Annotated in this window: 16 protein-coding genes and 2 tRNA genes; 8 read left to right on the top strand and 10 right to left on the bottom strand. The window is 36.9% G+C overall.

The window, feature by feature from the left end:
* Position 1 precedes the first annotated feature (1 nt).
* Together FBT53_RS02160 and sppA are read right to left on the bottom strand one after the other, a co-directional pair.
* A complete protein-coding gene (locus FBT53_RS02160; RefSeq protein WP_136949524.1) occupies positions 2 to 715 on the bottom strand; it encodes a queuosine precursor transporter in 714 nt (237 codons plus the stop codon).
* 6 nt (positions 716 to 721) lie between these two features.
* Positions 722 to 2,482 carry a signal peptide peptidase SppA gene (sppA, locus tag FBT53_RS02155; protein WP_136949523.1) on the bottom strand — a complete coding sequence of 587 codons (1,761 nt, stop codon included), beginning with the start codon at positions 2,480 to 2,482 and terminating at the stop codon, positions 722 to 724.
* A 68-nt stretch (positions 2,483 to 2,550) separates the two neighbouring features.
* On the opposite strand from sppA, the gene folK reads away from it, so the two are divergent.
* On the top strand, positions 2,551 to 3,705 hold the full coding sequence (gene folK / locus FBT53_RS02150) for a 2-amino-4-hydroxy-6-hydroxymethyldihydropteridine diphosphokinase (RefSeq protein WP_136949522.1): 1,155 nt from the start codon (positions 2,551 to 2,553) through the stop codon (positions 3,703 to 3,705).
* Positions 3,706 to 3,816: 111 nt separating this feature from the next.
* On the opposite strand, the gene FBT53_RS02145 is transcribed toward folK, so the two are convergent.
* Positions 3,817 to 4,347 carry an RNA methyltransferase gene (locus tag FBT53_RS02145; RefSeq protein ID WP_136949521.1) on the bottom strand — a complete coding sequence of 177 codons (531 nt, stop codon included), beginning with the start codon at positions 4,345 to 4,347 and terminating at the stop codon, positions 3,817 to 3,819.
* 130 nt (positions 4,348 to 4,477) lie between these two features.
* Between FBT53_RS02145 and mutS the strand changes: the two genes are divergently transcribed.
* The 4 genes from mutS to FBT53_RS02125 all read left to right on the top strand — a co-directional run bounded on the left by mutS (position 4,478) and on the right by FBT53_RS02125 (position 8,002).
* Positions 4,478 to 7,060: a DNA mismatch repair protein MutS gene (gene mutS, locus FBT53_RS02140; protein WP_136949640.1), complete on the top strand. Its 2,583-nt coding sequence runs from the start codon at positions 4,478 to 4,480 to the stop codon at positions 7,058 to 7,060.
* A 76-nt stretch (positions 7,061 to 7,136) separates the two neighbouring features.
* Positions 7,137 to 7,209, top strand: a tRNA-Gly gene (locus FBT53_RS02135).
* A gap of 38 nt (positions 7,210 to 7,247) precedes the next feature.
* A tRNA-Leu gene (locus FBT53_RS02130) sits at positions 7,248 to 7,332 on the top strand.
* A gap of 94 nt (positions 7,333 to 7,426) precedes the next feature.
* Positions 7,427 to 8,002: a GrpB family protein gene (locus tag FBT53_RS02125; protein ID WP_136949520.1), complete on the top strand. Its 576-nt coding sequence runs from the start codon at positions 7,427 to 7,429 to the stop codon at positions 8,000 to 8,002.
* A 55-nt stretch (positions 8,003 to 8,057) separates the two neighbouring features.
* On the opposite strand, the gene FBT53_RS02120 is transcribed toward FBT53_RS02125, so the two are convergent.
* From FBT53_RS02120 to FBT53_RS02110, 3 genes are read right to left on the bottom strand one after another with little or no spacing between them, the layout of a single operon-like run.
* Positions 8,058 to 9,017 (bottom strand): sodium-dependent bicarbonate transport family permease, encoded by a 960-nt coding sequence (locus FBT53_RS02120; RefSeq protein WP_136949519.1) that lies wholly within the window; start codon positions 9,015 to 9,017, stop codon positions 8,058 to 8,060.
* A gap of 22 nt (positions 9,018 to 9,039) precedes the next feature.
* A complete protein-coding gene (locus FBT53_RS02115; protein WP_136949518.1) occupies positions 9,040 to 9,324 on the bottom strand; it encodes a hypothetical protein in 285 nt (94 codons plus the stop codon).
* Positions 9,325 to 9,334: 10 nt separating this feature from the next.
* Positions 9,335 to 9,547: a hypothetical protein gene (locus FBT53_RS02110; RefSeq protein ID WP_136949517.1), complete on the bottom strand. Its 213-nt coding sequence runs from the start codon at positions 9,545 to 9,547 to the stop codon at positions 9,335 to 9,337.
* A gap of 79 nt (positions 9,548 to 9,626) precedes the next feature.
* Between FBT53_RS02110 and FBT53_RS02105 the strand changes: the two genes are divergently transcribed.
* Positions 9,627 to 10,544 (top strand): LysR family transcriptional regulator, encoded by a 918-nt coding sequence (locus FBT53_RS02105; RefSeq protein ID WP_136949516.1) that lies wholly within the window; start codon positions 9,627 to 9,629, stop codon positions 10,542 to 10,544.
* A 176-nt stretch (positions 10,545 to 10,720) separates the two neighbouring features.
* Positions 10,721 to 11,197 (top strand): nucleoside deaminase, encoded by a 477-nt coding sequence (locus FBT53_RS02100; protein WP_136949515.1) that lies wholly within the window; start codon positions 10,721 to 10,723, stop codon positions 11,195 to 11,197.
* A gap of 8 nt (positions 11,198 to 11,205) precedes the next feature.
* Here the strand turns inward: FBT53_RS02100 and FBT53_RS02095 are convergent, their stop codons facing one another.
* Positions 11,206 to 12,201 carry an alpha/beta hydrolase gene (locus FBT53_RS02095; protein ID WP_240729745.1) on the bottom strand — a complete coding sequence of 332 codons (996 nt, stop codon included), beginning with the start codon at positions 12,199 to 12,201 and terminating at the stop codon, positions 11,206 to 11,208.
* Positions 12,202 to 12,370: 169 nt separating this feature from the next.
* Here FBT53_RS02095 and FBT53_RS02090 point away from each other — a divergent pair, with 169 nt between their 5' ends.
* On the top strand, positions 12,371 to 13,564 hold the full coding sequence (locus FBT53_RS02090; RefSeq protein WP_136949513.1) for an NRAMP family divalent metal transporter: 1,194 nt from the start codon (positions 12,371 to 12,373) through the stop codon (positions 13,562 to 13,564).
* Positions 13,565 to 13,833: 269 nt separating this feature from the next.
* On the opposite strand, the gene FBT53_RS02080 is transcribed toward FBT53_RS02090, so the two are convergent.
* From FBT53_RS02080 to FBT53_RS02070, 3 genes are read right to left on the bottom strand one after another with little or no spacing between them, the layout of a single operon-like run.
* Entirely contained in the window at positions 13,834 to 15,777 is a 1,944-nt protein-coding gene (locus FBT53_RS02080) for an OmpA family protein (RefSeq protein ID WP_240729744.1), read from the bottom strand.
* Positions 15,778 to 16,749: a type IX secretion system membrane protein PorP/SprF gene (locus FBT53_RS02075; protein WP_136949511.1), complete on the bottom strand. Its 972-nt coding sequence runs from the start codon at positions 16,747 to 16,749 to the stop codon at positions 15,778 to 15,780. It lies immediately after the preceding gene.
* 14 nt (positions 16,750 to 16,763) lie between these two features.
* Positions 16,764 to 20,357 (bottom strand): gliding motility-associated C-terminal domain-containing protein, encoded by a 3,594-nt coding sequence (locus tag FBT53_RS02070; protein WP_169630303.1) that lies wholly within the window; start codon positions 20,355 to 20,357, stop codon positions 16,764 to 16,766.
* Positions 20,358 to 20,379: the final 22 nt, after the last annotated feature.

The following is a 20,379-nucleotide window of genomic DNA, read 5'->3' as shown; positions in this document are numbered from 1 at the left end:
CTTAGGCTTTATCCAAAATAATTTCCTCTCCTATTTTTAAGTTAAATCTTTTTCTAAAGAGATAAACAAAGAAATATAACAGAGGTGTATCTAAAACTGCAATGCAAACTTTAAAGAGAAAACCACTAATTACCAGTCCATAAAACTTGGACCAGGGCAAAACTTCAAAAATACAAAGCAATGCCACAACGGTAAAGGTGTCTATAAATTGTGAGGCAAAAGTGGAAAAGTTATTCCGTACCCATAAGTATTTTCCTTTGGTAATTTTTTTCCAAAAGTGGTAAATAGAAATATCTATATACTGCGCAAATAGATAAGCCAGCATAGAGGCTAATACGCCTAAAGGAGAAAGACCAAAAACACTAGTAAATGTAGCATCCCCAATTGGACTAGTTGGGATTGCAGGTACGTAATTGGCCACCATTATAATTAGCATGGAAAACAAAGAAGCAAAAATACCTGCCGTTACAATTTGGTTTGCCTTCTTTTGTCCAAAAATTTCTGAAATTAAATCTGTTATCAAAAAGGTAATAGGATAAGGCAATATACCAACAGAAATCTCAAACAAAGGCGCACCAAAAATGGAAACATCTCCAAAAGGCCTCCAATAAAAAAACTTTTGAAAAATTAGATTACTTACCACCAAAGAGGTGATAAATAACGCCCCTAAATACAAGTATATTTTAAATGCGAGTTTATGGTCTTTTATCGTCAAGTGCTGTTATTTTATATTTAAATCGTAAGGCAACCTAGCTTGTATACCTCTTTTTTCTGTAAAAGCTTTAATTTCTTTTAAACGCATATAATTGTCAGCTCCTAATTCTTCTTTAATAATTTGCTCCCCAAGTTTAACCTTTGCGCCGCTTAATCCCTCCATCATTTGTTCAAATTCCGATTTAAACTTTGGATATTTTTTAATGCCAAATTCTTTTAATTCTGCTAATTCTGCTGCAGCTGCAATAGCATCTTCCAAATTCCCTAATTCGTCTACCAACCCAATTTTTTGAGCATCTATTCCGCTCCAAACTCTACCCTGCGCAATGTCATTTACTTCATCTTTACTCATGCCACGCCCTGTTGCTACACGGTCCAAAAACGTATCATAGGTTTCTTCTATACTTTCTAAAACCTGATTCCTAAATTGCTCCGTCATCGGTTCAAAAACCGAGTAGTCCACAGAATTTGCATTCGTCCCTACTTGCTCAGCATTTATCCCAATTTCATTGGTGAACTCATGAATATTAGGTATGGTTCCAAACACCCCTATTGAACCCGTTATTGTTGTAGGTTCTGCAAAAATTTTATTAGCACCGGCAGCAATGTAATATCCGCCAGAGGCCGCTACATTGCCAAAAGAAACTACTACTGGTTTTTTAGCTTTAGTTAGTTCTACTTCTCTCCAAATCATATCAGAAACCAGAGAACTACCGCCAGGGGAGTTAACGCGCATTACTACTGCCTTAATAGCGTCATCTTCTCTTACCTTTTTAAGTGCTTCTTGCATATTGCCTTGCCCAATAATCTCCTTAGAGCCATCACCGTACATTATTTCACCTTGCGCATAAATCACCGCAATTTTATTACTGCCTTTAGGTTTATTCTTGTTATTAGCACTCTTAATATAATCTCCCAGTTCCACGTAATTAACCTTCTTATCTTTTGCAATACCAAGGGTTTCTTTTATAGTATTTTCATATTCATCCAAATAAAGCACACCATCTAACAAGCCATTAGCTACAGCCATTTTTGCTGTTCTACCCCCTAACGTATCTGCAATAGTATTTAATTCTGATACAGACAATTTTCTAGAGTCTGCTATATCTACCAACATAGCATCCCAAACAGAAGTTAATAGTTCTTTAAGTTGCGTTCTATTCTCTGCTGACATTTCATCTGCTAAAAATGGTTCTACAGCACTTTTATATTTGCCATGGCGAATAACTTCCATTTTCAGGCCTGTTTTTTCTTGTAGTTTTTTGTAATACAATACTTCTGATGCTAAACCTTTAAAGTCCATTAAACCCTGGGGATTTACGAAAACTTTATCTGCAACACTTGCCAAATAATAATCTTGCTGTCCGTAGTAATCCGCATATGCATATACAAATTTACCCTCAGTTTTAAAGTCTTGCAGGGCATTTCGTATTTCTTGCGTTTGTGCCAAACCAGACATTAAAAAACCTTGGGTAAGGCTTATTCCTTTTATTTTATCATCATTCTTAGCAACAGATATAGCGTGTAGTATTTTATCCAAACCTTGTCCCTGTTCAAATAAAGCAGCAAATGGATCATCTGCATTACCGCCTTGGTAGTCATAAATAGGCTCTGTAAAGCTTATTTGTAAAACGGAATTTTCTTTTACCACAACTTCATCACCTGCGCTACCTAACAGTGCAGTTAAAAGAAAAAACATAAAGAACAATATCCCAAAGGCTATTAGACAACCAATTATAGCCGCCAAAAGGTTTCTTAAAAATTTCATTTAAATTTATTTATGCTCCAAAGATAACCATTGTGCACATCTTTTATTTACTTTGTTCCTTTCTAAGTATGAGCAACGAAAAAACCGCATATATCTCTTTAGGAAGCAATGTTGGCAACCGCTATCTAAATCTGCAAAGAGCAGTATTTGAGCTAGGCAGACGTATTGGCAATGTGCTAAAAACTTCTTCTATTTATGAAAACGAGGCTGTAGGTTTTGATGGCGCTCCATTCTACAATGCTTGTATTTCTGTTAACACAAAATTTAGTGCCAAACAGGTACTAGCCCAGTTATTGCAATTAGAGAAAGAGTTAGGTAGAGAAAGAAAACTAAATGAAGGCTATACTGATAGACCCATAGATCTTGATCTTATTTATTATGAAGAAGCTATTATTGTAGAGGACGATTTAGAGGTTCCACATCCCCGTATGCAAGACCGTAGCTTTGTATTGAAACCTTTGGCAGATGTAGCGCCTCAATTTTATCACCCTATTCTTAAGAAAGATACGCGCAACCTTTTTATGGAGCTACGCGATAAACCCCCCCTAGAAAAAAAGCATTTAAGATTGTTTAGAGATAGAGCCCACCTTTTTTCTCAGGTACAATTTATATCTATAGAAGGAAATATTGGCGCAGGAAAAACCACCTTAACCCATATGATTGCAGATGAGTTTAATGCTAAACTTGTTTTAGAACGTTTTGCAGACAACCCTTTTTTGCCCAAATTTTACAAAGACCAAAGCAGGTATGCTTTTGCTTTAGAAATGTCTTTTTTGGCAGACCGCTACCAGCAATTTATGGACGACACAAGTCAGTTTGATTTATTTAAACAATTTATGGTGAGTGATTACGACATTTTTAAATCGCTCATTTTTGCAAAAGTCACCTTACAAAAAGATGAGTTCGAGTTGTACCGCAGGGTCTTTAACGTTATGTATAAAGAAGTACGCAAACCAGATGTTTACGTGTATCTGTACCAAAATACAGAGCGTTTATTGCAGCAAATTAAAAAACGAGGGCGTGCATATGAACAGGATATTAAGCCGGATTATCTAGAAACCATTAACAAAAGTTATATGGATTTTCTAAAAAGTTATCCGGAACAAAATGCATTAATTATAGATATGCAAGATCTTGATTTTGTGGCAAACAGACATGATTATGAATATATTTTAGATGCCATTGAAGCCAAACTACTAGAAAAACAGCTTACGATTATTTAAGAAAACATTTGGATTTAAGAAATGGTTTTACTTTATTAGCGACCTGCTTTGTCAGAAACTAACTAACTCAAACTATATGTTATGCCTCGGTTTCACCGAGGTTTTTTTGTTTTAGCCCATTAGTTTATTCCAAAAATCCCAAACAACAACTCCTGTACTTACCGCAATATTTAAAGAGTGTTTGGTGCCAAATTGAGGTATTTCTAGAACCGTATCACTAGCAGTAACCACCTGTTGAGACACCCCTTTAACTTCATTACCAAACACCAAGGCATATTCTTGGTCAATCACTGGGGTGAATGTGTGGAGCATTGTAGCATTTTCTGCTTGCTCAAGCGCCGCCACATGCACCTTTTCTTTTTGTAAACGCTGTACCAACTCTGACGTATCTTCTACGTATTCCCAAGCCACGCTATCTGTAGCGCCCAAAGCTGTTTTTTGTATGTCTTTATGCGGAGGTTTAGCAGTAATACCGCACAGGTAAATTTTTTTAATTAAGAAAGCATCGGCAGTGCGGAATACAGATCCAATATTATTTAAACTTCTGATGTTGTCCAATATTAGAGAAACGGGTAATTTCTCTGCAGCCTTAAATTCCGCTACATTTTTCCTATCTAATTCGTCGTTGGCTAACTTTCGCATTTAATTATTCACTTTTGAGCTGTAAATATCAACAAAATTGAAAGAAACCTTGGCATCTTTATATTTTCGAAAAAAGAAATAAAGAAGCTCAATTTTGGCAGGAAAGAAGACAAAGAAGGTAACTCCGTTGATGCAGCAGTACAATGCTATTAAAACAAAGCATCCAGATGCTATGTTACTTTTTAGGGTTGGGGATTTTTATGAAACTTTTGGGGAAGATGCCGTTAAAGCTGCGCAAATTCTAGGTATTGTTTTAACCCATAGAAACAATGGTGGGGACCAAACAGAACTTGCTGGCTTTCCTCATCACTCTTTAAATACCTATTTACCCAAATTGGTAAAAGCAGGGGAACGGGTTGCTATCTGTGATCAATTAGAAGACCCTAAGCAAACCAAAACCATTGTTAAACGCGGTGTTACCGAGTTAGTTACTCCCGGTGTAGCACTAAATGATGATATTTTAAACGCCAAAAGCAACAATTTTTTAGCTGCTGTACATTTTGGGAGAAACAAATTAGGAGTTTCTTTTTTAGATATCTCTACTGGTGAATTTTTAGTTGCCGAAGGAAACAATAGCCAGATTGATAAGCTGTTACAGAATTTTGCGCCGAATGAAGTTCTAATTTCTAAAAAACAAAAGTTAGAGTTTCCGCAGCATTTTGGCCACCAACACCATAGTTTCTTACTAGAAGATTGGGTTTTTCAAGAAGATTTTACGCAAGAAAAGCTTAATAGTCATTTTAAAACCAATTCTCTACAAGGTTTTGGTGTAGCACACTTAAGCTGTGGCACCATTGCTGCTGGAGCTATTTTACATTATCTATCAGAAACACAACACAGACAGCTACAACATATAACTAAATTACAGCGTATTGCGGACGAGGAATTTGTTTGGATGGACCGTTTTACCATTCGTAATTTAGAATTATATGGTAGCCATAATCCCAATGCTACCACGCTACTTTCTGTTATAGATAAAACTATATCTCCTATGGGAGGGCGTCTGCTAAAAAGATGGCTTGCACTACCCTTAAAAGACAAGGACAAGATAGAAGATCGTTTATCTGTTGTAGAATTTTTAAAGGAAAATGCTCCGCATCTAGATAAATCTAGACATTGGATCAAACAGATGGGGGATTTAGAACGCTTAATTTCTAAAGTAGCCACGGGAAAAATAAATCCCAAGGAGGTTATCCAACTTAAAAACTCACTCGAGGCTATTTTTCCCTTAAAACAACTTTGTACAGAAGCTGAAACTTTAGCATTACAGCAATTAGGTGAGCAATTGCACGATTGTGCCGCGCTCCGAAACAAAATAAAAGAAATGGTGCATGAAGAAGCTCCAGTGCTATTAGCAAAAGGGCAAACGATTGCAACCGGGTATTCTAGCGAATTGGATGAGCTACGGAACATTGCATTTTCTAGCAAAGATTACCTAGACCAAATGCTCCAAAGAGAGAGCGAGGCAACCGGCATTACAAGTTTAAAAATAGCTTCTAACAATGTTTTTGGTTATTATATAGAAGTTAGAAATACGCATAAAAACAAAGTCCCAGAGAATTGGGTTCGCAAGCAAACATTAGTAAATGCAGAGCGCTATATAACCGAAGAATTAAAGGAATACGAAGCTAAAATTCTAGGCGCAGAAGAACGCATCTTAAGTTTGGAACAGCAACTGTTTGAACAACTCTTGGTATGGATGCAAGAATACATTCCCCAAGTGCAACAAAATGGCTATTTAATTGGTAAGTTAGACTGTTTGTGTGGTTTTGCGCAACTTTCTGTAGAAAACAATTACCAGAAACCAACCATAACTACCAACGCCATTCTGGATATTAAAGAAGGGAGACATCCCGTAATAGAAAAACAGTTACCACTAGGCGAAAGTTACATTACCAATGATGTTTTCTTAAATAGAGAAGCACAACAAATTATCATGATTACCGGACCTAATATGAGTGGTAAGTCCGCTATTCTAAGACAAACAGCTCTTATAGTTTTGTTAGCGCAAATGGGCAGTTTTGTCCCTGCAAGCAGTGCAGAAATTGGTGTAGTAGACAAAATTTTTACACGTGTTGGAGCTAGTGATAATATTTCTATGGGCGAATCTACTTTTATGGTAGAAATGAACGAAACAGCATCTATTCTTAACAATCTTTCTGAAAACAGCTTAATTCTCTTGGATGAGATAGGTAGAGGAACCAGCACTTATGACGGTATTTCTATTGCATGGGCCATTACAGAATATCTGCATGAGCATCCTGCAAAAGCAAAAACACTATTTGCAACACATTACCATGAGCTCAATGAAATGACCAATACCTTCACCCGAATTAAAAATTACAATGTAGCCGTAAAAGAACTCAAAGACAATGTGCTTTTTTTACGCAAATTAGTCCCTGGAGGTAGTGAACATAGTTTTGGAATACATGTAGCAAAGATGGCTGGCATGCCGCAACAGGTACTGAACAAGGCTAACAAAATCCTTAAAAAACTAGAAAAGTCGCATTCTAGTGAAGAAATTTCTGGAAAGTTGCAACAAGAAGAAGAAAAAATGCAACTAAGCTTTTTTAATTTAGACGACCCACTTTTGGAAGAAATTAAAGAGGAAATACTTCATTTAGACATAGATACACTTACACCCGTAGAAGCTTTGATGAAGTTAAATGAGATAAAAAGATTGTTAAGCAAAAAGAAATCTGCAACTTCTTAAAAAATAGCTTTGTCTTTTAAATAATTGTTTTAAATTTGCATCCGCATCGGGAAAAACGATGACGTTCTTTAAAAACGCGAAAATAGCTCAGTTGGTAGAGCATCACCTTGCCAAGGTGGAGGTCGCGGGTTCGAATCCCGTTTTTCGCTCAAAAATCACTTTAAAAGTGTATTTTTAATTAAGTCCTGCTCGAGTGGTGGAATTGGTAGACACGCCGGACTTAAAATCCTGTGGGCATCTTGCCCGTGCGGGTTCAAGTCCCGCCTCGAGTACAGAAACCCTTCTTAATCTTCTGATTTTGAAGGGTTTTTTATTGCGATAAAGTTAAATTTTGCCAGCTATTATAACAATAAGCATCAAATCCTCATGAAAAAAACACTGCTCGATTTAACCAAAGACGAATGGAACACCCTTTTCCCAATCGCTTTAGAAGAGCATAACCCTTTGTGGAAACAACGGTTTCAAGAAGAAAAAGAATTACTACTATCAAAAATAGGAAGCTCAAAACTGTTACGCATAGAACATTTTGGCAGCTCATCTATCCCAACCATCAAATCCAAACCTTACATTGATATTATAATTGAAATACCAGAAGCACTTTTGTTTGATGAGCATTTAATAGCAGAATTTACGATGTTAGGCTACACACATTTTGTTGTACCAGAAAGAGAAGGGATTGCCGCTTACTCTAGCTTTGGAAAAGGCTATCATTTAGATGGAAAAAAATCGCAAATTTTTCATATTCATATGTGTCCAATACATAATGCAATGTGGGAACAATTAAAATTTAGAGATTACTTAATTGCTAATCTTACCAGAGCAAAAGCCTACGAGGCTCTTAAAATAAACCTTGCTGCTCAATTTAAAAACGACCGTGGTGCCTATGTCCTCGGTAAAACAAATTTCATTAAAGAAACTTTAGCTTTACTCCCAAAAGTATAAACCCTGCGCAACTTTATTGTTTACAGGGTTTATAAAATACCTACTACAAGTAATACTACCACGTAATAACACACATGTATAAAGGCATTCCTAGAGTAATATTAAATGGAAAAGTTATGGCTAATGCCATTGGCAAATATAAACTGGGATTGGCTTTTGGCGCTGCTATACGCATGGCCGCTGGGACAGCAATATAAGATGCACTTGCAGCCAAAATCGTCAGCAAAAATCGGTCTCCTATTTCGGTTAAAAACAAGCCAGATAATTTAGCTATTAGCACGCCGTTAATTATAGGAATAAGAATGGAGAACGTTAATGCAAACCACCCTTTTTTAACCAAAGCTCCAATCTTTTTACCACTAGTAATACCCATATCCAATAAAAACACCGCTAAGAACCCTTTAAAAATATCTGTGGTAAAGGGTTTTATACCCTCGGCTTGGATGTCGCTCGCAATAAAACCAATACACAAACTCCCAAGAATCAACAAAACACTGCCATTGGTTAAGGCATGTTTAAAAAGCGAAATAAATTCTGATTTAGATTTTCTGCCATTAGAATACAACCGCATTAATAGCACTCCTATAATAATGGAGGGTGCTTCCATTAATGCCATAACGGCCACCATATGGCCACCAAAGTTTATACCTTCTAGCTCCAGAAAACTTACAGCAGTAACAAAAGTGACTGCACTTACAGAACCGTAGGCTGCTGCAATGGCGCCTGCATTTTCCACTGTAAATCTAAGTCTTAGCACAAAAAAGGTATACAAAGGCACTAGTAAAGCAAGTAATAATCCTGCTACAATAGCATACACAATTTCTACCGTAAAGACACTATGTGCAAGCTCTTGACCTCCTTTAAACCCGATAGCTAATAACAAATAAAGAGAAATAAATTTAGAAGAATTTTTCGGAATTTCTAAGTCACTTTTAAGCTGTGCCGCCGTAATTCCTAAAACAAAAAATAAAAGTGCAGGGTTCGTCAAATTATCAAATAGTAGATGTAAGTCCATTTACCGCGTTGTCTGTTTAAATCTAATCCTCTAAAGAAATGTTTAAGATGCCTTCTATTTTAATTTTTGCAGAAGGGTTGTCTATTTCTTGGTATAACTTCTTTACACGTGTTCGCTCTTGCATCAACTGGTGAATTCGGTTATCATCATAATCCGTGTCACTATCAGGATAACGCTCACCCAACGAAAGCCGATGTAATTTGTGAAAGTTGATTTTCTCTTCTAATAAAGCCACTAGTAAATCTGTAGCTTCTGATACTGTAAACGTTCCGTCTACCAATTGAATTTCGGTTTTTGTTTGTACCATGATTTAGTTATTAAATAGTTTTAAAAATTGAAATCAATAAGAGTAGTAATGCCCCTTTAACTAAGAAAGGTTGCATTGGACTTTGTATAAGGAAAGCTAAAACCAATACTGCTAAAGCATACGTATTGAGGAAAAGGAAAGACCATCCATTTCTACTTTTACTTTTTGAACCTAGGGTATGGCGCATCCCTGTTTCTGGTTTAAATGATTTAACTACTCGCATATTTTTTGTTTGCAAATATGCACGATGCATTTCATTAATTTTTATTTATATTTATTATAACATTCATTAACTATTATAAATGCATTTTACTTTTCATCAGCTTCAAATTTTTGTGGAAGTAGTTAAACAATCTAGTATTACCAAGGCTTCAGAGGTTTTACATCTTACTCAACCTGCCGTATCCATTCAGCTAAAAAAATTGCAAGAACAATTCTCTATTCCATTAACAGAAGTAGTTGGCAGAAAACTATACGTAACCCCATTTGGGCTAGAAATAGCGCAAGAGGCGCAAGAAATTTTAGATAAATACGATAGAATAAATCAAAAAATTGACATGTACCATGGCAAATTGGCGGGCAATTTATCCATTGCAGTAGTGTCTACTGGAAAGTATGTAATGCCTTACTATTTATCCGGATTTGTAAATGCACATCCAGCAATCGAATTTAAAATGGATGTAACTAACAAATTAAGAGTAGTAGAAGATTTAGAACAAAATAAGGTAGACTTTGCGTTGGTATCTGTATTACCAGAGCATTTAGAATTAGAGACCATACCACTTTTAAAAAACGAACTCTTTCTTGTTGGGGGTACGCAACGATTGCAACAACAGAAAATAGCTAAAAAAAGAATTTTTGAAGATGGTCCTCTCTTATTTAGAGAGTACGGTTCTGCCACCCGTAATGCCATGGAAAAATTTATAAAACAACAAGACCTATTAGTAAAAAAGAAAATAGAACTCACTTCTAACGAAGCTCTGAAACAAGCCGTAATTGCTGGTTTGGGTTACAGCATTATGCCCATGATTGGCATTAAGAATGCGGTAGAAACAGGTCAAATATCTGTGATTCCTTTTAAGGGACTACCTATAACCACGGAGTGGAACTTAGTGTGCCTAAAAAAGAAAAAACTATCTCCCGTAGCAGAAGCTTTTATCGCCTACATACACACCGAAAAAGAGGCTATTAACACCACCTATTTTGATTGGGTAAATTAACCCACTGGCTATAGAACTATCTTATTCTAATTCACCATTTAGTTATTAAAAATATATGTGCTAGAAGATGTGGTTACAGTGTTTAAGTCCAAAATTACTGAGAGATTCTTGCTCTAATTAGATAGCCCACCCCTAGCTTTTATCTATTTTTGCTAAGAATCTAAATGATAGTGAAAATGCAAAAGAACGATGCTTATTTTATGAAACGTGCCATAGAAATGGCTGCTAAAGGAATGAACAGTAATGCTGGCGGTCCTTTCGGCGCTGTGGTGGTAAAAAACAATGAAATTATTGCAGAAGGCCATAATAGAGTCACCTCTACCAATGACCCTACGGCCCATGCAGAAATGGTTGTTATACGGGAAGCGTGTGAAAAACTTGGTAGTTTTCAACTCACCGACTGCATAATTTATACTTCTTGCGAACCTTGCCCTATGTGTTTAGGCGCCATCTACTGGGCAAGACCAAAAGCTGTATTTTACGGTTGTACAAAAGCAGATGCAAAAGCTATTGATTTTGATGACCAGTTTATTTATGATGAACTAGATTTAGCCATGGACCAAAGAAGCATCCCTTTTAAGCAATTGTTGCGCAATGATGCGTGGCCTGTTTTTAAAAATTGGGCCGATAAGCAAGATAAAAAGACATACTAAGTATAGCGTTACTTAATACTTCTTGGCTCAATACCCAACACTTCTTCTATGAATTTATTAGTTTCTAGTTGTACGCTTTCTATATCTTTGGACGTGATATGGGAAGTCATAACATGATCACCGGCATTAGGAAAAGCTATTTCTCTTTTTTTATCGGTAGTAGTACCTAGCATTTTAAACATGTTTTGCATGGCGGGTACAGAAACTACATTATCTTGGTGTTCTTCATCCTTATAATAATACCCTAAAAATAAGGGTTGCTCTACTTTAGAAAAGGTCTCTGGAGTCATAGTTTCATCAACCAGAACTTGTAAATGAGTCAAAGCTTCTAAACGATATTTTGTAGTCCAATATTGATTTTTCAATTCAATATCAGTATCAAATTCATGATAATCACCGCCCTTTACAAGCTTTGCCAACTGTAAACCCCAAGGCATAGAAAGCAATTTAGAGGACGAATCATAGATTTCAATATTGGGAGAATATAAGAGTAGAGCAACTATATTTTTATTTTCCGTTGCAAGTTGTAATCCTAATGTACCCCCAGTAGATGTACCCATTACTATTACTTTTTCTCCTAATTGCGCTGCAATAGCGACAGCTTCTTTTGCAGATGCTAAAATTTTATCTGCTGTTAATTCTAACATAGCCTCTTCTTCTTCCAAACCGTGCCCTGCTAAACGAGGCAAAAATAAATTCATGCCATAATTGTATGCCGTTTGCCTATGTATTGGGTCCCCTTCTTCTTGGCTTGCAGACCAACCGTGTAAATACACTAAGCTGTATTTGGTCTTTTTAGGAATACTATCTGCCCAAATAATTCTAGCGTGGTTATCAGGTCTAATGTTCAATACCTTGGCCTCTCTAGCTTTTAAAGATTTTTCTAACTTTATTAAATCTCTACTTACTTTTGGCCACTTCATTTTTAAATTAGGTCGTTGCACTTGTGGTCCTAAAAGGTAACCAATCACCAAAACTCCAATACCAGCTAATAGCCAAATCATTATTCGTTTTAAAATTTTCATTTTAATTCTATCGTACAAAGACACTAAATATAGTATTTCTTAGCCAAGGGTAAAAAGTGTATTTTAGAGTCACCAACTCAAAATAACCGCACTATTTTTCTGTGAAATCCTTTTAAAAAGTTTAGGACCTGGAATTCTATTTGCCAGTATGGCTATTGGCACGTCTCATCTGGTATTATCTACAAAAGCTGGAGCTCAATACGGCTGGATTATGGTTGTGCCAATCATTCTTGCTAATGTACTTAAGTATCCGTTCTTTGAGTTTGGAGTACGCTACACCAATGCAACAAGAAAAACGCTTATTGAAGGATATTTACGCTTAGGCAAACCCTATTTATACATCTATGCCTTAATAACCTTAGTAAGTATGCTGACTATTTTAGCGGCATTATATGTGGTTACTGCAGGTTTGATGGTAAATCTGTTGGCTTTGGAATGGAGTTTAAATTGGGCTGCGTTAGTACTTTTTATTTTAATAAGTATTTTACTGATTGTTGGCAGATATCGTTTTTTAGAGAACGCTCTTAAAATTGTAGTCTCCATTTTATTTGTAGTACTACTCGCTACAACATTCTTAGTACTTTACAAAGGTCCTACAACTCCTGTTCCCAATTTTTCATCACCCGAATTATTTGATGAAGTTGGAATATTATTTTTAATAGGTTTGGTTGGGTGGATGCCCACTGCCGTGGAAGCTGCAGGTTGGGTAAGCATGTGGAGTGTTGAAAAACTAAATAGCATGGATAATCCACCATCCGTTTCAGAAGCACTTAGGGAATTTAAAGTTGGTTATTGGATAACGGGATTATTGGCGATATTCTTTTTAGTTATTGGTTGGTTGACTCTTTATGGCACAAATACTGAACTTAGTGGTAGCGCCGTAGTATTTTCAGACCAGTTAGTGACCATATTTACAGCCCATATTGGACAGTGGGCTTATTTTTTTATAGCGATTTCTGCCTTTGCTACTATGTTTAGCACTTGTATGACAGCACACGACGCGGTTGCAAGAGTTGGTTTAGATATCGTTCAAAAGTTATATCCTTCTTCTTCCGTGATAAAACTAAAAAACAATTTTACTTGGTTAATATTACTCTTAGCTATCGCCAACTGGCTAGTCATTTATCTTTATAAAGCGGATATGGGCAAGTTAGTAACAGTAGCTACCTTTGTTTCTTTTGTTTTTGCTCCTATTTTAGGATGGATGAACTTAAAAGCTGTTACATCTAAAGACATACCTAAAGCACACAAGCCAAGTTACGGATTACGTTTCTTAAGTTATTTAGGCATGGTGTTTTTAAGTTTTTTTGCTATTTACTATTGTTACACCCTTAGGTTTTAACTAGGATTACCACAGTATTAACAGTTTAAACTTGACTTTCCTTAGCTTGTTTTAAACCTTTGTCAGTCATAAATTCCAATTATGCGATTAGTTTATATTAAGAGAACGACAAAAAACGAAAGACGATACAATCCAAAAATGGGGATGTTTTCTGCTAAGGTAACCTACATTAAAAGGTACGTTTTAGGATTTCCCACTCGTACCCTTCACAAATACCGTGAGACGTATTATGGTAAGGTAAAGTCTTGTGAGGATTGCGTATTAGCGCATTAATCGAACAAGATATTGTCATTGAGCACTACAAAAAGCGAACGTTGGTTTTGTTGGTGCAGCATCTCTAAACAGAACTTGCCATTGGTACAGTCGTTCAAGATTTTCTGTTCTCCGTAACCTACTGCGTATAAAATGTTAGACGCCGGAACCCCCTGCTGTATTAAATACTTCTTTAGCGCGTTGGAACGGGCTTGCGTGATTCTAAAATTGGTAGCACTACCCCCTCTACTGTCTGTATGGGTTTCTATGCGCAATTGCATCTGCGGAAAATAACCTACTGCTTCTACTACCTTATCCAATTCTTTTGCTATTGCCGGGGTAATAGTACTACTGCCTTTCTGAAAGTAGAACTTACGCAGTTTTAGTACTTTCTGCCCCTCTGTTTCTTCTACCCACTCATCGTATTCCGCGATAATGGGATTAAAGGGAGTCTTTTGCAATGCTTCCAAAGCACTGGCATCGTACTTTTTGTAAAACGTACTGTAGCGCTTTTTAAATACTTCTACCACTACTTCTTCTTGCCATGGAATTTCTATATGGTAATTCCCATCTTGGTCGGTAGTAGTGGCTTTTAGCACTTCGCCCTTGCCATCTAACACCGCTACCGATGCTGCAGACACACCATTGCCTCTATGGTCTTTTTGTACCGTTCCTGAGAGCACTAGGGTTTTTAATCCTGGCTTTTCATCTACCATAAAACCATAGATATCATCTCCCCCACGACCGCCTTCTCTATTGGAAGAAAAGTACCCTAACAATCCATCCCCGTGATTACGAATGATAAATCCAAAATCGTCTTTTTCACTGTTAATCGCAGTGCCTAAATTTACAGGAATGCTAAACTGGTCCTCTTCTCGTAGTTCGGATTTGTACACATCCATACCGCCTAAACCATAAAAAATATCGGAAGAAAAGTAGAGTGTCCCTTCAAAGATGTACGGAGCCACCTCATTACCCAGGGTATTGATACGGGGACCTAAGTTTACTGGTGCAGACATCACTTGCCCATTATTGGTGGTCACATAATACAGGTCTGTACCTCCGTAACCATCCCCAAAATCCGCCGCAAAGTACAGTCTACCATTGCGCTCATCGTAAAACGGATAGTAGAAAGACGTACTTAAATCACGCCACAAATACCTAAATTCTCCATCAATGCGTTGCATTCCAATAGCTAAAGCATTCTTTCCTTGTTCATTGAATTCCAATTCGCCTTCAAAGGTATTAGAGAGCACATAAAAAATACTATTTAGCTTTTCTGAATAAAAGGGTGTTGCCTCATGAAAATCTGTGTTTTGAATTTTACTAAAAAGCTTAGGACTTCTAGCGTTACCATCGTCTACTATACTACTTGAATAAATATTAAGATAACCTTCTTTATTTTTCACAGAATTCCCTATAGATTTAGAAGTTGTATATAATAATTCCTCTATATAAAAACTTGGAGAAAATTCATTTTCATTGGAACTAATTTCAGCTAAAAATACATTGAAATCCAAATTTGATTGTAGAACATTCTTGGCAAGTAATCGATTGTTAAAATCCATGTTCTCTATCAACTGATTAGACAATTTTAAAGAATCATTATATATCAAATCTCTAACCTTTGCGACATCTCCTGTTTCCTCTAAACTTCTAAACAGTCTATTTATCCGTTTGCTACCTAAATCTACATCATAATCAAATAATTGCAGATATAACTCATTGGCATTTTTATACCCACCAGTCATAAAATAACAATCTGCCAAATTCAATTTCTGCTCCGAAGATAAAACTAACCCTTTCTTGATATCTTTCTCATACGCCACTATTGCTTCGTCATACGCATAAGCAAAAAAATGCCCATCCCCTTTAGAGACACGTTGCTGACCATGGACCGTAGCTAATACCAGCATCAAAATTAAAACTATACTTCTGCTCAACATATGCTTATTTTCCATTTAAAAAAATCGTGGAGAATCTATTTGTTTGGGCTTACCTTTAAAACGCTTGTTCTTACTGCTACCGCTACGGTCTCTACCTTCTCTACCTAAGTAAAACTTAAGTATTGCCTCATGAGAACCATTATTGTACTGCCCAAAGCCATTGGTATTGTAATCGTAAGAATATCCAAAAAAGATACTGTTAGAGATTTGTATTCCAGCCAAACCACTCATGGCATTATCTATTCTATATGATGCGCCTAGTGTTACCAACTCTGCAAATTGAAAATTAGCCGATAGATTCAGGTTAATGGGGGCACCCTCTAAGTAATTGAATAACAATGCAGGCTTAAACAACACCTCTTCTGACAACTCAAAAACATACCCCCCTATAAGGTTGTATTGTATCTTGTCTTCTACCACACTTCCTATCTCATCGTTGTAAATTCCATTGGTTAGAAAGTTAGGTACAGAGGCCCCTACATACCAATCTTCATCATACAAAAACAAACCTGCACCTATAGTAGGGTAAAAACCATTGAACTGACCTCCTACGGCAGATGGGTCTGCCGGATTCTCAAAGTTCCCCTTTGTATAATCGATATTTAAAAAAGAACCGCCTACATCTACACCGAATGACAATCGCGCAGCATCATTTAAATTTACCTGATACGAATAGGCGATATCTACATAGGTCTGGTTTAAAGGACCTAGCTCATCGTTAACCACATTGAAACCTAAGCCCATTTTTTTATTCTCAAACGGGTAATTGACTCCAAAACGCCCTGTTGTGGGAGCGCCAGGTACCTCTATCCACTGTGCGCGGTAAAGCAAAGAAAAATCTAGATGCTCCACAGAACCTACATAGGCCGGGTTAAAACTACCCACATTGTACATATATTGGGTGTACTGAGGCTCTTTCTGAGCCCATGAAATACTAATATTGACTATGGCCAATACAAAGGCCAGCATGCGTTGTTTGTGAATCATCTAATGCCCTACGCTTATCTTATGATTTGAATCCATCCTTTGGTAACATCAGAACCGTCGCCCAAATCTAAAACGTAAAAATACGTCCCTTTGGGCAATTCTCCATTATCCCCTGTACCATCCCAGCTATTATCGTAGCCGCGCTTTTCATACACCGACGTACCGTATCTATTAAATATTTGCAAGTAGCTGTTTGGATAGTCTGTTGCATTTACCAATACTAAAACATCATTTACACCATCTCCGTTGGGAGAAAACTGATTACAAATGGTTCCTGAGGCTACACAGTCACTCAATTGCACACTAATGCTCACCGTGGCACTGTCGTTCTCTGAATTGTTATCTCTTGGCGATACACGTCTTAGACTAGCGGTATTGGTAAAGGATACTCGTTCATTTACCAATACCCTACCTGTAATGGTAAGTACTGCCGTGCTTTCTCCTAGTAATTCTGGTATGCGCCATATACCGCTAAGGATATCGTACTCTCCTACAGCCTCCCCTGCAACTTCTGAACGAACACTTTCTACCTCAAAATACGTAGGGTTGCTCAATACATCTACCACCTCTACATTTATGGCTGTAGTTTCTGGTACTATATTGGTAGCCGTGATGGTAAAGGTGATTTCTCGTCCTGATAGTGGGCTAGATACATTCACCGTTTTGGTAATTGCAATATCTACCGGGTCAGCGCCACATGCTTCACTATCTAGGTTTGGATCACATGAGTCATAAGGGTCAGAACCTAGCTCTAACTCCTCGCCATTGCTTAATCCGTCCATATCACAATCGCCATCTGGCAATGGAACTCCTCCTATTGAATCACAATCGTCTAAAGGATTGGTATTATCTGTCAGTACTTCTTGGCCATCGTTTATCGTATCTCCATCCGTGTCTGCATTGGTAGGGTTCGTGCCTAAATTGGTTTCTTCACCATCGGACAGTCCGTCTCCATCGGTGTCTTCAAAACAATTTACTGCCAAAAGTGTGTATTGTATTGCTCTATCAACACAAGGAGGTATGGCACCAGTAGTAGTATAACTAAAAATATAATCCCCTTCTTCTAACCCATCAAAGTCTACAATATCATCTGAAATACTGACAGCTGATGGCCCAGATACAAAACTCCAGTTACCTGTTCCTTCACCCTCTAGTACTTCTTCTAAATTTAATAGCGTAGTATTGTCTGGACCTGCTTCTATACACACACTATTAATTACTTGAGTGCCTGGCATGGGCGCAGGAATTACCTCTACAACAACTTCTACCCTTTCTGAAACACAACCAGAAAGAGCAGCTTCTGCATAAAAGCTCGTAGTTTGGTTTATTGCAGGGACAGAAAAGCTGGTTCCTTGTGCAAGCGGAGAATTGTCATTAAGGTTCTGATACCAATTAATTTGGGCTCCTGTTGTTGCCGTAACTGAAATAGCAACATCACTTTCACCTTCACAAACCGTAACTCCATTTATGCTCTCTATTTCCGGAGCATCTCTAAAATCTAAATTGATTACTATCGCAGCTGTAGCACAGTCATCATCAGTAATTATGGGCGTACCTCCATTATTGTAATAAAAACCATAATATACGGCAGACTCTTCTACTACACTACTTATATGTGCACCTGTATTATATGGATTGCTATCATTACTCCATGTTAAATTGAACCCGCTTGGTGCAGAATTGGAAATAAAATTATCCAAATCGAATGATTCCTCATCGCATATAACAGTAGAAAGGTTATTATCTACCACAGGAGGCTCTATACCTTCAGCACAATCTACATCATTATCATTATTAATTCCATTAACAAGAAAATCATTTAAACTTCTAAACTCTACATCAGAACTTGCATCATCTATAGCAATTCTTATTTGAAAGTTCTGGTTACCATCTATAGCCTCATCATCCTCACCTTTTACTATAATTTCTTGCTCTTCATCCCAATTTAAATCAGTAAAAATTAAACTTCCAGGGGACACTGAGGCTTCATCCTCATCAGACGAGTTCACGGTAAATATAACATCTGTTAAGGGCTGAGCTGTCAGTACAACACTAATAACGGCAGTGGAACCAGTTTCCGAGGTACTAACAGCATTAGGATTAACTACAAAACCAGCAACATCGTTGTCCAAATTTTCACCGATTACAACTGTCTCTGACAAACCTAAAAATTGCGGATCAGTATTTGCGGCATCTATGTCAATACTAACTTCAAAACTTTGATTACCGTCTACAACAGTATCATCTAACCCGGTTACATTGATAGTTCTAGGTTGATTCCAATTTGTGTTATTAAAAACTACACTAGAATCACTTAATGAAATTTCATCTTCATTAGAAGTAACATTCAAAGAAAACGCCACTTCATTCTCCGGTCTTGCGTCTAAAACTATGGTAAAACTATCTTGAGTCCCAGATTCTTCTGTACTTAAAATTGTTGGAGTCACTGTGTATCCAGCAAAATCATTATCAATATTTAAACCTTGTACCTGTTGATCTGGTAATGCTAAATAATTGACATCATTAGTAGTTGACTCTACTGCAACTACAATAGTAAAAATTTGATTACCATCTACAATATCATCATCCTGACCTGTCAAAATAATTGTCTGAGGCGTGTTCCAGTTCATTGAGGTGAAAACAGGAGCTTCATTAAAAATCTCGATTTCGTCTGATATAGTTGTCAACTCAAAAACCACATCATTATTTATAGGTTCAGTATTTAAAACAATAGTAAACCTAGCTTCAGTACCATCTTCTTCCGTATCATTACTTAAAGGTGACAATGTAAAACCAGCAGTATCATTGTCTATGTTTGTAATTTCCAATTGCGGCACATCAGTCCCCGTAAATGCATTATAGTTTGCATCTAAAGAGGTGACATTATTAGCAATTATAGTAGTTATTACATCCCCATCATCAATATTATCGTCTACTCCTTCTACAGTAAATGGTACTCCGGTTTGCCACTCTAACGGTGTTATTACAATACTATTTTCACCACTAATTTCTCCATCCAAATAATCATCAAATTGGATGATTACATCATCAGTAGGTTCACTGTCTAATGTAACTAAAAAAGTTACGTCCTGACTTCCGTCTTCTGTAGTAGTTCCAAGAACAGGGCCGGCACTAGCATTGATACCGTTCACTAAAATACCTGGAAAATCATCATCTAATATTGCAACGGAAGCACTTTCTTTTCCTGGCACAATATCATATTGAGGCGATTCTAGAATTTCTAAAATTACATTTTCAGTATCTTCATAAAAGAAATCTTCTTTTGGCTCTATGACAATGGTCGCTTCACCCCTTGTCTGCAAAATTGGGACAATGATGTTGACAAAAGTTTGAATTTCTTCATAATCAACGTCATTATCAGCAGTACCTGATATATTTAAATTGACTTGATAAACACTAGGTAAAAGTATTGGTGGCGAAGCATTTTCTAATACAATGGTAAACTCACCATTACCCGATCCATTTTCAAACGCATTAGGAATTGTAGCATCAATAGATACTTGCACTTGCCCTAAAGCAATTCCACTCATCAATAAAAACAAAAAAAGAGATTTAATTTGTTTTGCTACCCCTAAGCTAAAAGACATATAATTGCATACTGCTTTACAT

Origin of the sequence: Flavobacterium sp. ASW18X (assembly GCF_005144745.1) — a bacterium.
Classification (GTDB): domain Bacteria; phylum Bacteroidota; class Bacteroidia; order Flavobacteriales; family Flavobacteriaceae; genus Croceivirga.
This window is presented reverse-complemented; position numbering and strand designations above follow the sequence as displayed.